Source organism: Halochromatium sp. NSM3 (assembly GCF_059621085.1).
Map to the genome: position 1 here is coordinate 92,994 of NZ_JCAQIA010000008.1, position 14,433 is coordinate 107,426.

11 protein-coding genes are annotated in these 14,433 nt (G+C 64.4%); 5 read left to right on the forward strand and 6 right to left on the reverse strand.

The features are described 5' to 3' along the window. Positions 1-10: 10 nt before the first annotated feature. Positions 11-2,374 (reverse strand): tRNA(Met) cytidine acetyltransferase TmcA, encoded by a 2,364-nt coding sequence (locus AC54T3_RS05515; RefSeq protein WP_496623025.1) that lies wholly within the window; start codon positions 2,372-2,374, stop codon positions 11-13. Continuing rightward, positions 2,367-3,659, reverse strand: a complete 1,293-nt coding sequence (gene argE, locus AC54T3_RS05520; protein ID WP_496623027.1) for an acetylornithine deacetylase — start codon at positions 3,657-3,659, stop codon at positions 2,367-2,369. The genes AC54T3_RS05515 and argE overlap by 8 nt, the downstream gene beginning before the upstream one ends. A gap of 108 nt (positions 3,660-3,767) precedes the next feature. On the opposite strand from argE, the gene AC54T3_RS05525 reads away from it, so the two are divergent. From AC54T3_RS05525 to galE, 4 genes are all read left to right on the forward strand, one after another. After that, entirely contained in the window at positions 3,768-5,525 is a 1,758-nt protein-coding gene (locus tag AC54T3_RS05525; RefSeq protein ID WP_496623029.1) for an RsmB/NOP family class I SAM-dependent RNA methyltransferase, read from the forward strand. 120 nt (positions 5,526-5,645) lie between these two features. Beyond that, positions 5,646-7,067, forward strand: coding sequence for a magnesium transporter (mgtE, locus tag AC54T3_RS05530; RefSeq protein WP_496623031.1), 1,422 nt, complete (start codon positions 5,646-5,648; stop codon positions 7,065-7,067). After that, complete coding sequence (locus AC54T3_RS05535) at positions 7,064-7,522, forward strand: protein YgfX (RefSeq protein ID WP_496623033.1); 459 nt, start codon at positions 7,064-7,066, stop codon at positions 7,520-7,522. The genes mgtE and AC54T3_RS05535 overlap by 4 nt, the downstream gene beginning before the upstream one ends. A gap of 241 nt (positions 7,523-7,763) precedes the next feature. Then, positions 7,764-8,828, forward strand: coding sequence for a UDP-glucose 4-epimerase GalE (gene galE / locus AC54T3_RS05540; protein WP_496623034.1), 1,065 nt, complete (start codon positions 7,764-7,766; stop codon positions 8,826-8,828). On the opposite strand, the gene AC54T3_RS05545 is transcribed toward galE, so the two are convergent. The 4 genes from AC54T3_RS05545 to AC54T3_RS05560 all read right to left on the reverse strand — a co-directional run bounded on the left by AC54T3_RS05545 (position 8,809) and on the right by AC54T3_RS05560 (position 14,010). Next, on the reverse strand, positions 8,809-10,104 hold the full coding sequence (locus AC54T3_RS05545) for an FCSD flavin-binding domain-containing protein (protein WP_496623036.1): 1,296 nt from the start codon (positions 10,102-10,104) through the stop codon (positions 8,809-8,811). The genes galE and AC54T3_RS05545 overlap by 20 nt on opposite strands. Before the next feature lie 22 nt (positions 10,105-10,126). Further along, positions 10,127-10,750, reverse strand: coding sequence for a c-type cytochrome (locus AC54T3_RS05550; RefSeq protein ID WP_496623038.1), 624 nt, complete (start codon positions 10,748-10,750; stop codon positions 10,127-10,129). A 13-nt stretch (positions 10,751-10,763) separates the two neighbouring features. Continuing rightward, on the reverse strand, positions 10,764-12,704 hold the full coding sequence (locus AC54T3_RS05555; protein WP_496623040.1) for a cytochrome C: 1,941 nt from the start codon (positions 12,702-12,704) through the stop codon (positions 10,764-10,766). 487 nt (positions 12,705-13,191) lie between these two features. Further along, positions 13,192-14,010 (reverse strand): HAD-IIB family hydrolase, encoded by an 819-nt coding sequence (locus tag AC54T3_RS05560; protein ID WP_496623042.1) that lies wholly within the window; start codon positions 14,008-14,010, stop codon positions 13,192-13,194. A gap of 142 nt (positions 14,011-14,152) precedes the next feature. Between AC54T3_RS05560 and AC54T3_RS05565 the strand changes: the two genes are divergently transcribed. Beyond that, positions 14,153-14,338 (forward strand): CPXCG motif-containing cysteine-rich protein, encoded by a 186-nt coding sequence (locus AC54T3_RS05565; protein ID WP_496623043.1) that lies wholly within the window; start codon positions 14,153-14,155, stop codon positions 14,336-14,338. Positions 14,339-14,433 lie beyond the last annotated feature (95 nt).

Sequence of the window (14,433 nt, forward strand, 5' to 3'; positions counted from 1 at the left end):
AAGTAGCCGTTTAGAGACGCTGGCAGCCGCGTAGTGCGCCGATGGCCGCGCGCAACCGCTGGAGTAGCTCGCTACGGCCGCTGAGTCCGCGCTCGCGGATGACCACCTCTGGGTCGCGCCGCTGCAAGAGGCTGCTGATCAACAGATCACGCTGCTCGGCCTCGAGTCCACCGTGGATGTCGGCCTGATTGGCGACGAGACGTGTGCGCACCAGACGCTCGAGCGCCGGTAGCGCGGCCTCGAAGCTGCGATGGGCGTCGGCGAAGGCATCGATCTGCCGCTGATCATCCGCGCCACCAACCGTCTCCCGTTGCGGCAGCTCCTGCAGCAGCGCGGCAACGAGTGAGGGTTCAACAGCCTGCAAGGGGCCGGTCAGCAAGGTCGGCAGGTCGTTGCCGAGGCGCGTGCGGGCATGCGCGACCAAGGCTTCACCGGCTGGGCTGAGTGCTTGCAGGACCACTGCCGCATGGGCGCCGCTGGCGGCGTTGCGACGCGTGCCCAGATGCAGCGGCGCCAGCCCGCAGCGGCGCCAAAAGGCGAGCAGCTCGGTGCTGGCACCGAAGCTCGCGCCCAAGAGATCGAGCCCATTCCGGCGCGCGCGTGCCGCGAGTTCGCCAACCAGCCGCCGCCCAAGCCCACGCCGTCGCGCCGCCGGGTGCACGGCGATGCGCACGATGCGGGCATAGCCAAGCTCGGGCGCCTCCACCAGACCGGCATGCGCCGAGAGGGTCTGCGGCAGCAAGTGGCCGCGCGGTCGACGCCGTCCTTCAAAGATCGGTTGCAGCAACTCCGACGCCAGCGTGCCTTCGCGGGCGATCAAGGCGGTTGCTAGCACTTGTTCGCCATTGCCATTGCCATTGCCGCTGCCGCTGCCGCTGCTATTGCCGTTGCCAGCGCCGACGCTGAGGGTCGCGACCTCGAGGTTGGGGCCATCGAGCAGATGGCGCAGGTCATTGGGGCGGGTCTGGTAATGGCCGAGCACCAACAGGCCGAACAACTGACGTAGCAACGCCTCGTCGTTGGCCAGCGCCTCGGGTGATTGAATGGCGAAGCGCGCCGAGGCCAGATCGGTGGTGGCGATCCGTGCATCGGCAGCCGGCTCGGCATCGAGCAGCAGGATCTGGTTGATGAGTTGCTCAAGCGGGTCGTCCTGGCGCCAGCGAATCGGGGTCTTCAGGTGCAGTGCCCGCCAGCCCGGCGCGCGCTGCTCGAGCAGGGCGCGAAAGCGTAGCTCGAAGCCGCGTCCAGTGCCCTCGTAGCCGTGCACCGTGGTCGCGAAGCAGATACGGGGATAACGCATCAACAACTGTTCCAGCAAGGGCGCTGGGATGCCGGCGGCCTCATCGATCATGAGCAGATCCGGGGCGCTCGAGTCCGCAAGCAGGGCGTCCGGTGCGGCAAAACTCAACAAAGGCTCAGCCTCGCTCGCCGAGGCGGCCCGCAGCGTCGCCTGCGCATGCGCGAACAAGGGCTCGACGGCGCTGCGTCGCGGTGCGGTGACGATGATCCTGGCGCGATGCTGGAGGATCGCTTCCCCGGCGGCTATCCCGAGCGCCGCTGACTTGCCGCGCCCGCGATCGGCGGTGAGCACGAGCGGACGCCGCGCGCGCGCGCTGATCAGCGCACGGATCGCCGCTATCGCCTGGGCCTGATCCGGGGTCGCAGGCTGTGTCGGATCGAGGGTTGGCCGCTGACGCTGTTGCCATTCGCCAACCACGGACTCAGCAGCCGATCCAGCAGCCGAACTCAGCGTTTCAGGCGTCAGTGCGGCTGCTGCGTCAATCGCGGTTTCGGTGTCGGAACCATCAATGTGAATCACTGCAGCCGATGACTGCAAAAGGCGCGCGAGGCGGGCAATGAACCGCGTGCCCACCTCGGCGGCGGAGTGGGGGTGCACGGCGATGCGCGCGGCCTCCGGGTCGATCCAGTGCGGCCAGTCCGCGAGCCTCGGGGTCAGCAACAGCAGCAGACCGCCGCCGCGCAGGCTGCCGACCGCCGCTCCTAGCGCATCCGCATCAAGGCCGCTCCAGAGATCTATCACCAGCAGATCACACTCGCCGCCGAGCAGTTGTTGAGCCTTGGCCATCGGGATGGCATCGGGGAGCGGGGCGTTGCTGAGCCAGACGGCACGTTGCGGCGTGCGCGAGACGATGACCTCGGCGGCGGCTTGCACGCCCCAATCGCGCCCGCCAGCGAGTTGGATCAGCCGGCGGTGCGGCCAGCGCTCATGCAGCTCGTCATGGGTTGGGACGTTGTCGGCGGGTTCTACCGCCCTCAGCCTTTGATGGCGGCGCGCGCACTCGGCGCAGCCCGCGCGCGGCTCGTTCCCGGCAAACTGACCATCAGGCTGACCGTCAGGCCTGCTGTCAGGCATCGACGCAAAAACGCTGGATGAGCTGGCGTAGATAGCCAAGCATCGGCGGAATGCGGTCTAGGGCGAGGTATTCATTCGGCTGATGTGCCTGATCGATATCGCCCGGGCCGAAGACGATGGTCTCCATCCCAAGTGCATTCAGGAACGGCGCCTCGGTGCCAAAGCTGACGCTCTCCGCGCGATGGCCAGTGAGCGCCTCGGCGGCCTGGACGATGGCGGCCCCAGCGGCGGTCTCTGCCGGTGGGATACTTGGGAACAGGGGTTCGATGTCGAGTTCAAGCTCGCGTCGTTCGGCGATCGGCGCCACCCGTTCGCGGAGTTCGGCGCGAAGCTGTTCGGGTTGCTGATGCGGCAGCGGACGGATATCGAGATGCAGCTCGCAATGGCCGCAGATGCGGTTGAAGTTGTCGCCGCCATGGATGTGGCCGACATTCATGGTCGGATAGTCGATCGCGAAGGCTGGGTCGCGCTGGGTCCGTTTCAGCTCGTCACGCCAGGCGAAGAGCGCGGTCAGCACCTCATGCATGCCTTCCAGGGCATTATTACCCAGGCTCGGGTCGCTGGCGTGGCCACTGCGCCCGGTGAGGCGAATCGCCTCGGCCATCACGCCCTTGTGCGCGCGCACTGGTCGCAGGCTGGTCGGCTCGCCGATGACCGCATGGCGGCCGAGGGCGCGTCCGGACTCGACTAGCGCCCGCGCGCCGTGCATGGCCGATTCCTCATCGGCGGTGGCGAGCAGGATCAGAGGGTGCTTGAGATCGGCTGGCTTGAATCCCCGCGCGGCTTCGATCGCCAGCCCCAGGAACGACTTCATGTCCGCCGTGCCGATGCCGTACAGACGACCATCGGCCTCGGTCAGACGCAGCGGATCAGAGCGCCAGAGGTGCTCGTCGAAGGGCACGGTATCGGCATGGCCGGAGAGCACCAGGCCGCTTAGCGGCTCGTTGCTCCGCTCAGAGGCAAGCAAACCCGCGCCGCCCACACTGGAGCTGCCTGACCCAGAACGGCCTGACCCATCACTGCCAGCCCTAGAGCCACCTAAACCGCTGCCGCCTTGCCCATGACCACCCAGCGTGGCCACCAGATTCGCCTTCTCGGGTTGGCCGGGAATCGGCAGGATCTCGACCCTAAAGCCAGCGTCCTCGAGCCAGCCCGCCAGCAGGTCGAGGACCGGCCGGTTGCTTTGGTCGAGGCCTGTATTGACGCTGCTGACCGAGGGCACCGCGATCAGTCCCTCCAGCATCTGGCGCAGGGGTGGGGCGGTGGAAGCTGAGCGCTGTGACATGGGGACTCCTGAGCGGCTGGATGGTTGCGCCATCCCGATGCCGGTAAGATGCGGCGAATTGCCCCACTGCTGCAAGCCCATCCCGCATCCGCATAGGTATTGTCTGTCGTGTTGAATCCTCCATCGACTGTTCGCGCTGATCTCGAGGCCGCGCTCGGCCGCTACCGCTGCCTGTTCGATCAGCAGGTCGACGACTGGGATGGGTTCATCGCCACCCTGATGCGGCCGCTGCCGACTTGGATTTGGGCCAATCCGCTGCGGATCGAAGGCCAGCAGCTCCGCGCGTTGATCGCCGAGGAAGGGGTGAATGCCGAGCCGGTGCCCTGGTTGAACCCCTGGTGGTCGTCGGTGGCACCGCGCGTTGCGGGGTTCGAAGCCGAGGGGCAGCGGCACTCCGCGTCCAGCCCGGATTCACCCGCACCCACCTCGGCCGGCTTGGATGCGCTCAGCGCGCGCGCGATCACCGGCGCTGTATCCAGTTCCATTGCGCTGCGACTGCCGCCGGGCTTCAAGGCCGGCCAGCGCTGGTGGTACTGCGCCGGCCTGGCGCATGCGCAGGAGGCCGTCTCGCAGCTGCCGGTAATGCTGTTGGATGTGCGCCCTGGTCAGCGCGTGCTCGATCTCTGCGCGGCGCCCGGCGGCAAGACCGCGCAGTTGGCGCTGGCACTCGGCAATCGCGGGACCTTGCTCGCCAACGATTTCGCCGCCGAGCGCATCGCCGCGCTGCAGGGCAACCTGGATCGGCTCGGGGTACTGAACTGCAGTACCACGCGTTGCGATGGTGGCAATTATCCGGCAGCGGCCGGCGCCTTCGACCGCATCCTGGTCGATGCCCCCTGCTCGAGCGAGGGCACGCTAAGGCGCAACCCAAGCCTGGTCCAGTGTGGCGCTCAAGGTGGGCGCGATGGGCGCGGTGGTTATGGGCATGATGGTCGCGCTGCTCTCGGTCGCGGCGATCCCGCTCCTGGCACGCTCGCTCGCGCGCACGCTGGCATCGGCCCTGAGCGCTCGCAGCGCATGGCGGGGCGCCAACGGGCCCTGCTGCGCAAGGCGGTGCAGCTGTGCCAGCCCGGCGGGCGCATCGTCTATTCGACCTGCACCTTCGCGCCGGAGGAGAACGAACTGATCGTCGCCGAGATCCTCAATGAGCAGAATGGCAACCTCGAGCTGTTGCCTTGCGAGGTGCCGGGCCTGCTCACGAGCGCTGGCGTCACGCACTGGCAAGGTCGTCAGCTCGACCCGAGCCTCTCGCGCTGCCTGCGCGTCTGGCCGCACGCGAATGATACCGGCGGCTTCTTTATCGCCGTACTCCATAAATCCGCCCGGGCACCGGGTTTAGGCGATGCCGCGTCTGCCCGGCCTCAACATCCGCACCCGTCCCAGCACCTGCTCCAACAGCGCCCGCTCCAACTGGAGGCCGACGATGACGGCTGGCTGCGGGAACTCCGCGATCATTACGGGCTGCCGGCATCGGCACTGATCGACCGCCGCTTCCATCGCCAGGCCCGCCGTGGTCTGCACCTGGTGGCCGCGGATCATCGGGCGCCTGCGGCGCCGTCGCCGCAGGGCAGTGGTCTGTTCGCCTATCGCACCAATATCCGCCCGCCGAAGCTCACCACCGGCGCGGCGCTGTTGCTTGGCGCGGCCGCGACCCGCCAGACGCTTGAGCTGAACAGCGAGCAGCGCGATCGCTATCTGCGTCGCGAATTGCTGCGCCCGGACCCCGCGCAGATCGCCGACTGCCGTCCTGGTCAGGTCCTGGTGCGCCATCGTGGTTTCACGCTCGGGGTCGCGCTGCTGCATCGCTCTGGCGATCTGGAGAGTCTATTTCCAAGCCGTTGGAGCGGTTGCACCGCTGGGGCTTAACGGCAGGATTTGACCCAGGTTTCATCCGATCGTCATGGGTTCGCTCTATCTTGTGTAACTGGTTAAGCTGGTTGCACCGCTATCACCGCATAATCTGATCGCCGGAAAGAATCGACACTGATGAAAGCCAAGAAGCCGCAAATCCCGCTCATCTGGCACGCCGATACCAACAAGGCGGTCAGTGAGGACTTGAGCGAGCCGAATCGGGCCGTGGTCGACGAATTCGCGCGGCTGATCAAGGCCGGCGCGCGCGAGACCGTGATCAAGGCCGTGCGCCGGATGCCGCCGCCGAGCATGGTGTCGCTGTTCGTGCATCTGCCGCTGAAGCGCGCGCGCAAGCTGACCAGTTGGCTGGATCAGCCGCAGCTGCGCATCATCGCCGAGCTGAATCCCTCGTTCCGCGCTGCGCTGCTCGATGATGTCGCGGTGCAGCGCTTGATCGACGTGCTCGATGGCTTCGAGCCCGAGGAAGCCGCCGATGCGCTCGACGACCTCCCCGACGAGGTTGCCGAGCAGGTGCTGCCGCGCTTGCAGGAGCGCGAGACGATCGAGGCCCTGCGCGGCTACGGCGAGGAATCCGCCGGCAGCATCATGAGCCGCAAGTTCGTCGCGGTGCCTGTTGATTGGACTGTGGGCCAGGTCAATGCCGACATTCGCGCCAATGCCGAGGCGATCGAAAAGCTCTATGCGGTGAACGTGGTCGATACCGACCAGCGTCCGGTCGGCTATCTGCGGCTGCGCGATCTGTTGCTGGCGCCGAAGGAGACCCTGGTCGAGCAGATCATGCAGACCGACTTCGTCGCCGTCGGCCCGGAGACGGATCAGGAAGAGGTGGCCCGTTTCGCCGACCGCCATGAGCTTTCGGTGGTGCCGGTTGTGGATCGCGACGGGCGTCTGATCGGCCGGATCACGCCCAAACAGCTGCGGCGCGTGCTGCTGGAAGAGGCCGAGGAAGACCTGAACCTGATGTCTGGTCTACCCGCCGATTCGCGCCCGGATCAACCGATCCGTCGCATCATTCGCGGGCGTATCCCTTGGCTGCTGGTGGGGTTGGCCGGCGCCAGTCTGTCTGCGGCGGTGGTCGGCGCCTTCGAGGATCAGCTGGCGAAGGCGGCGATTCTGGCCAGCTTTATCCCGATCGTGATGTCGATGGCCGGTAATGCCGGCATCCAGGCCGCGACCGTCGCCGTGCAGGGCCTCTCGAGCGGAACCATTACCTTTGCCGATCTCGGTTGGCGCCTCGGCAAGGAGCTGGTCGCGGCGGTTGCCAATGGTGCCATCGCGGCCACGGTGTTGATCGCGCTGGTGCTGCTGGTGGCGCAGTTCATCGAGGTGCAGGACCCGCTCATCCTCGCCTTGACCGCCGGGCTGTCGTTGCTCTCGGTGATCGTGGTCGCGGTCACCGTCGGCGCTAGCATCCCGATCTTGCTCGATCGGATTGGTATCGATCCAGCAATGGCCACCGGCGTCTTCATCACCACCGGCAACGACATCATCTCAGTCGCGCTGTTCTTCCTGCTGATGATGCTGTTCTATCTGTGAGCGATCATCGGCGTCGGCCGCCGCTACGGCTGCAGCCGCGTCGCTCGCGTTGGCTCGGGCTGATGCTGCTGGCGACGCATCTACTCGCGGCGGTCGTCTTGCTGATGATCCCGCTCGAGCTAACGCCGCTCGAGCCGCTGCTGCGCGTGCTGTTGCTCCTGCTAGTCATGCTCAGCTTCGGCTATGGCCTCTGGGCGCAGGTCCTAGCGCTGGCGCCCTGGTCGTTGCGGGAGGCGACCTGGTCCGGGCAGGGCTGGCGGCTCGGGTTTCGCAACGGTCAACTGCGCGATGCGGTGCTGCTGCCGAGCAGCCTAGTCACGGTGCCGCTGGTGATCCTGCATTTCCGGGTCGGTTGGCTGCGCTATCCGTTAATGATCCTAACCGAGGAGGTGATCGCCCCGGAGCAGCTGCGGCAATTGCGTGTCCGGTTGCGGTTGCAGCGCTCGGCAGCCTGAGCAGCGGTCTGAAAACCGAATCGCGGCGGCGAAGTCCGAGCTTGAATGGCTTCCGGGGCGCCCATTGCAGCATTTCCTGACAGCGTCTGGACCCGCTGCCGCAGTTCGCGAGATCCGGTCTCTTGGGTCTCAAGGGCGCGTCCTGTTCGGACGTCGACGCGAATGGCTATACTGGCAGCCAGACATCGATTTCTGGCGCTGTTGACTGCGTAAGCAGCGCCCCTGTCGCCAGGAGGCGCGGATGAAGGTATTAATCACCGGCGGGGCGGGCTATATCGGCAGCCACACCTGCGTTGAGCTTCTTGCCGCCGGCCACGAACTGGTCGTGGTCGACAACCTCAGCAATAGCAAGTCCGAGTCGCTGCAACGGGTGCGCGAGATCAGCGGCCGGCCGCTGGACTTCATGCATGCGGACTTGCGCGATGAGGCCGCGCTTGGGCAGCTGTTCTCAGCGCACGCCTTCGATGCCGTCATCCATTTCGCTGGTCTCAAGGCGGTGGGTGAGTCGAGCGCGATCCCGCTCGAGTATTACGACAACAATATCAGCGGCACCCTCTCGCTGTGCCGGGCGATGCGCGAGGCGGGCGTTAAGCGCTTGGTGTTCAGCTCCTCGGCCACGGTCTACGGTGATCCGGCAACGGTGCCGATTCGGGAGGATTTTCCGCTCTCGGCGACCAATCCTTATGGCCGCACTAAGCTCTTCATCGAGGAGATCCTGCGCGACCTGTATCGCGCCGATCCGAGCTGGGACATCGCGCTACTGCGTTATTTCAACCCGGTGGGCGCGCATGCGAGCGGTCGCATCGGCGAGAACCCGAACGGGATTCCGAATAACCTGATGCCGTTCATCGCCCAGGTTGCGGTCGGCAAGCGCGAGGCGCTGCAGGTCTTCGGCGATGACTATCCAACCCCAGACGGTACTGGCGTGCGCGACTACATCCATGTGGTCGATCTGGCCCTTGGTCACCTGGCGGCGCTAGAGCGTCTGTGGGATGCGCCAGGGCTGCTGACCTGCAATCTCGGCACCGGGCAGGGCTACAGCGTACTCGAGATGGTGCGCGCGTTCGAGGCCGCAAGCGGCCGGCCGGTACCCTATCGGATCGTCGGGCGTCGGCCCGGCGATATCGCCGCCTGCTATGCCGATCCGACCCAGGCGCGTGAACTGCTCGGCTGGCAAGCCGAGCGCGGCCTCGAACAAATGGTCAACGATGCCTGGCTTTGGCAGCGCCAGAACCCGGAGGGTTATCCCGACGAGTCCCCGCAATCGAGGACGGCCGGCTCGGCATCTACTCCATCATGTCGTTGATGACATTCTTGAACCAACTATGGGCATAACTCACTTCCCGCTTGCGGATCTCCGGAGTCGCATTCGCCGGTGAGACGCCCCCGGAGCCGGGGATCGGCTCGATGCTGTTGGTCTCGGCGTCCAGGTTGTAGACCGCAGCCACGGAGATGCCGAAATCCTCGCCGACGACGCTGTAGCAGGTGTTGACGAAGGTTGGGTCGCCCGGCTCCTTGCCTTGAAAGCCAGCAGCGATGGCCGCAGCGGCGACCTTGGCCTGGGAGTTGGCGGCATAAGCAGACTTGGGCATCTTGGACGCGCTGGAGGCGTCGCCGAGCACGTAGATGTGCTTGTGGCGGGTGGATTCGAAGGTGCGCTTGTCCACCGGGCACCAGTCGCCGTCCACCAGGTCCGCCGCGAACGCGATGGCGTTCGCCTTCTGCGGCGGGATGATGTTGATCACGTCGCCCTGGAAGTCCTCGACAAGGCCGATCAAGGTGTGCGTGCTCGGGTCCAGTTCTTCGATGGCACCACCTTGGGCGGCGCTGACCCACTGGATCATGCTGTCGTCGGTGCCGTAGCCGTAGAGCTTGGTCCAGCCTTCGATGTAGAGCCCCTGTTTAGAGAAGGCGTCCTTGGCATCAAGGATGGTGATTTTGGCCTTTGGCTTGTGGTGCTTGCAGTACAGGGCGATCTGCGAAGCACGCTCGTAGGGTCCGGGCGGGCATTTGAACGGATTGGGCGGGGCGACGATGATCACATGCCCCCCTTCGGGCATGGACTCGATCTGGTTGCGCAGCAGTTGCGTCTGCGGGCCGGCGTTCCAGGCGTGGGGAATGCGCTCGTTCGCGATCTGCTCGTCGTAGCCCTCGATGGCGTCCCACTTGAAGCCGACACCGGGGGAGACCACGCAGGCGTCATAATCAAACGCACCGCCGCCTGCGGTCTGGACCTGCTGGTTCTCCGGATCGATACCGACCACCCTGTCTTGGACCACCTCCACGCCGTAGCCACGTAGACCGTCGTAGCCGAAGGTCAGCGATTGCAACGTTCGCTCGCCACTGAGCACCTCGTTGCTCATGAAGCAGGAGGTGTAGGCCGGCTTCGACTCGATCAGGGTGACGGCGATGTTTGGGTCGAGCTTGCGCAGGTATTTGGCTGCGGTGCAGCCGCCAACCCCGCCGCCGACCACAACCACGCGGCGCGCGGCCCCCAACACCAGCGATGGAAAGCCCAGGGTAGCGAGAGCGGCGGCGCCACCGGCGGCATGGATGAAGGTTCGACGTTTCAGGTGTATCACAATGCTGTTCTCCACCGCCGCACTACTGCTGGCTGCCGTAGTAATTGACCAAGGCGGGTATAGCATCTCCCCCGGCCTCCTCGATCGCGGCGTCGACCTTGCGCTGCATCTTGCGCGGCCATTTGCGTTTGCCGCTGATGAAGTCATCCATGGTGTAGTGCAGGTACGGCATCCACTGACCGGCGAGGGTACCGGCGTCACCGGGTCGGCCGCCGTTCTCGTGGCACTTCTCGCAGTACTCATCGTGCAGGCGGGCACCCTGCTCAGCCAGTTCCGGGTTGTATGGCTGCGGAAATAGGCGCAGGCGCTGACTGGCGAAGAACCAGGCCATCTCCTCGAACTGATCGTCGGTGTAGGCATTGGCAATGCGGTTCATGATGCTGGCATTGCGCTCGTCCTGGCGGTAGGCCTTCATGGCATCCACAAAGACCTCTGGGTCCATGCCGGCAATGGCGGGCATGGACGGCCCGACGCTGGAGCCGTCGGTGCCGTGACAGCCGGCGCAGGTGAAGGCCATGGCCTGGCCGGATGGCCCCGCCGAGAGCGTGGCTGGCAGCACAGTCAGTAGGGCGAGCAGGACAGGCATGGTCACACGATGGTTGCGGGCGCGCTCGTTGATGGTCGTGTTGTTCTTGGTGATTGTCATGTTCTCCATCCCCTCAGTTCGGCGAGGTCACCAAACCGATCAGCACCAGCGTCAGCAGGGCCAAACCGGCCATGATCAGCACGGTGGTGATGAAGGAGGCCGCCAGCGAGGCGCGGCGCGAAGGACGTTGGACCAGGTGCTTTTCCAACTCTCCGCTCTCCACCAGCCGGTCGTATTCGAGCCGGTGGTCGTGCTTGAACTCATCGATGGGAATCACGCCGGTGAAGATGGCCGTGCTCATCGGGAAGCGCTCTGGGCGGAAGTGCACGTTAAAGAAGTGCACCGAGTTCAAGAAGATGGCCGCCAATAGGGCCTCTTCAGCGTGCACCAGGTTGGCGATATTGAAGCTCCAGCCCGGCAGGACGAGTGAGGTGATCCCCGGCATGAACAGCACGAGCCCGGACAGGCCGATCACCATGGCCCCCCAGAACGGCGCCCAATAGTCGAACTTCTGCCAGTAAGTCCAGTGGTTGAACTGGGGGCGCGGTCCAAAGCCGAGGAACCATTTGAACATGTCCTTCAGATCCTTCAGATCCTTCCAGTTAGGGAGCAGTGAGGTGCTGCCAAACCATTCAAAGGTCGCGCGGTTGCGCCGGATATTGCGAATGGCCAGGACCAGATGCAGGGTGAAGATACTCAGCCAGAGGACGGCTGCGGTGCGGTGGATGATCGCCTCCATCCGGATGCCGCCCAGGAAATCCACCACCGCCTTGGCCCACGCGGTATGTGAGAACAGCAGTGTGGTGCCGGTGAGGATCAGCGTCATGGTGGCGACGGCGAACAGAAAGTGAATCCAGCGCCAGACAGCCGGGAAGCGGCGGAAGTAGACCACGTCGGGCGTGCTCAAGTCTTCGTTGAAGCCTTTGCCCTGGCGGCGATCCATGACTTCGCGATAGAGCCACAAGAGCACATGGATCCAGAAGAAGCCCATGACCGCAAAGATCAGGGTCTCCATGAACACCTTGAAGGCCCACAGATCCGGGTAGTTTTCCCGGTCGTTAGCATCGCCGTGGGGCCAGAAGCTCAGGAAATTCTTATTGGCGTTCTCGTGGCAGTTGCGACAGTTTTCCAGGCGATTATTGGCGTGGATCTCCGAGGTTGGATCATCCTCGCTCTTGACCAGGTGTCCGCCGTGGCAGTCGTGACACTTGGCCGCCTCGGTATAGCCGAGACGGTGCACCTGGCCGTGATAGGAATCGAAGTAGGTGCGCTGGGCCTCTTGGTGGCAGTCGCCGCAATGCTTGGTGATCGCGAGCTGAGCCTTGTCGGTCTCGGTGGGGGCGATCTCGTGCGTGCTGTGGCAGTCGGAGCAGACCGCCGCCTCGCTGTCGCCCTCGTCTAGGACCGCCTTGCCGTGATCCGAGGTGCGGTACTCGTCGAGCGCCGCCTCATGGCAGCGACCGCAGACCTGTGGATTCTTCAGCCGGAACTCGGCACGCTGGATGCTGCCGAGTTCGCCAACGTTGTGGCCCTCGTGGCAGTCGTAACAAGTGGCGTTGGTGTGGGACTGGTCGAGCGCGTTGGGCTGCGCGTGGACCGACTGCATGTAGCTGTCGATCTGTTCGTTGACCACCTCGAGCCGGGCATAGTCGCCGTCCGGGTCATCCTGGTGCTCTTCCCAGGTCTTGCGGTGGCATTCGATGCAGCCGACGACGACCTCAGGTGCCTTGCGATGGGGGACGCGGTCGATGGTGACGTGGCAGCTGGTGCATTTCAGCGCGCCATGAACGCTGTTCTCGATCTGCTCGCGGTGGACGAAGATCGTTACCGGAGTGCCATCATCGCGGACATCGGTCTTTTGCTGCTCGTCACCGTGACAGGTCAGGCAGCGTTCGTTAGGAATGACCCGCTTACCGGTCTCGGGATCGAAGTTGTCGATCATCAGCCCTTCGTCGGGCTCCGTCGTCGTCGCCAAGGCGACGGGAACGACAGCCGTGCCCAGAAGTGCCGCCAAGAGGCAGACAACTCCCATGGTAGCCATGCGTCTTGGCATCGTTGCTCCTCCGATTTCCCCAGTCATCTTATTGTTCTTGCTGTTGTCGAGCACGCCAGCAATACAGGCTGCGGCAAAGCACTGCGTTCACTCGCCGAGGAGCCCTGCACTTTGCGCCGCATACTGCAAGACTATTTTCCTTACAGCCGCTGCATTCTGAATGAGCGCCTTGAAAATGATCAATGGCCTTGGCTGATTCAGCGGCCATTTTACTGACGCAGATCAACCGGACCAGTTCGTAATACGAACGTCAACGAATGCTGCCCTCGCAGCCGTTCATGATGCGGCTAGGCTCTGTAAATCCGACTAAAACGCTAGCCGATCAGTTTTAATGATGCTCGGGCTCGCGGGTAGCTGCCGCGTCGCGCGGGCACCGTCCATTTTTTAGTCCCCGGTTTAATGGCGACCAGTGCTCATCAAACCGGGAAAACAGTCGATGGAAGATGGGTTAAGCGTCAGCGTCCGTTAACACCCCATAATGATGCGCGCCTTCGAGCACACCGCTGGTGTAGTAGCCGCTCAGCCCCTTAAAACCGCCCTTGGCGAAATAGGCGCGTAGACTCGGGTTCTCGGCCATGGCCTCGCGCACCTTCTCGACCAGCTGCTCATCGGCGTTGCGCACCAGCACGCCCGAGAAGCCCGCAGTGAGCGGAAAGATGTCGTTGCCGCTGTCGCCGCAGAACACCACCTCCTGCTTGGGTACGCCCATCTGCTCTGCGAGAAACTCGAGCGCGGTCTGCTTGGTCGCCGCCTTCGGCAGAAAATCCAGCAGGCCATCGCCGCTTTGCGAGTCGAAGCTGTAGATCGCGACCTCATCGAAGCGGTCCTGGGTGCGCTCGGTGACCTGCGCGATCACCGCATCCTTGTTCGCGTGATCGACGTAGTAACTCTGCTTGAACGCGCTCAGGTGCTCGACCTCCTGCTCGCGCATGCCGTCGATGTCGGCAACGGCCTCGCGCACGGCAGCCGCGTCCCAGCGTGGACAGACCGTTTGTACGTGCTCGACCCAGGCCTGATCGATCTGCCACTGGCCGTCCTCGAAGCGGCGGATCGAGGTGCCGACGTCACCGATCAGCACATTTGGATGGCGGATGCCAAACTCACGGATCGCCTCTTCGGCCAGCCGCAGGTTGCGGCCGGTCACGTAGACGACGAAGATCCCCTGGCGTTCGGTCAGGTCGTTGAACAAGTCGATGGCGTTAGGGTCAGCGGGCCAGCTGCCGTTTGGCAGCAAGGTTCGGTCAAGATCGGTCGCAAGGACTCGCATCACGGTATCTCCATTTTTATCCAGTTTAGCGCCGCAGCGCCGTCGTCAACCATTTCGACAGATCGACCGAGGCCCGTCAAATGGCTGGCGTTTGTCCAACAGGGGCGGCCAGGCCACCGTTTCCTCATCCTGGAGATCGTTGATGCTTAAACAAACTGCGGTGCAATGTCCCTATTGCGGCGAAACCATCACCACCGAGGTCGATGGCTCGGCCAGCCATCGCTATATCGAAGACTGTCCGGTCTGTTGCCGGCCGATCGAATTCGAGGCCGAGATCGACGCCTGGGGCGACTTGGTGCGGTTGAACGTTTGCCGTGATGATGACTGACAAGTCGCCTGCGTCTGAAGACTTCAAGCTCTGTGCCTACCTATCCGCTACTGATTGGATTGGGACCGCGCGCCGAGCGCGTTCTCGATGCCATC

What these genes read in the sequence shown, in the direction of transcription:
- AC54T3_RS05515 (WP_496623025.1), bottom strand. Translation starts at nt 2,374, where the DNA reads ATGCCTGACAGCAGGCCTGACGGTCAGCCTGATGGTCAGTTTGCCGGG.
- argE (WP_496623027.1), bottom strand. Translation starts at nt 3,659, where the DNA reads ATGTCACAGCGCTCAGCTTCCACCGCCCCACCCCTGCGCCAGATGCTG.
- mgtE (WP_496623031.1), top strand. Translation starts at nt 5,646, where the DNA reads ATGAAAGCCAAGAAGCCGCAAATCCCGCTCATCTGGCACGCCGATACC.
- galE (WP_496623034.1), top strand. Translation starts at nt 7,764, where the DNA reads ATGAAGGTATTAATCACCGGCGGGGCGGGCTATATCGGCAGCCACACC.
- AC54T3_RS05550 (WP_496623038.1), bottom strand. Translation starts at nt 10,750, where the DNA reads ATGACAATCACCAAGAACAACACGACCATCAACGAGCGCGCCCGCAAC.
- AC54T3_RS05560 (WP_496623042.1), bottom strand. Translation starts at nt 14,010, where the DNA reads ATGCGAGTCCTTGCGACCGATCTTGACCGAACCTTGCTGCCAAACGGC.
- AC54T3_RS05565 (WP_496623043.1), top strand. Translation starts at nt 14,153, where the DNA reads ATGCTTAAACAAACTGCGGTGCAATGTCCCTATTGCGGCGAAACCATC.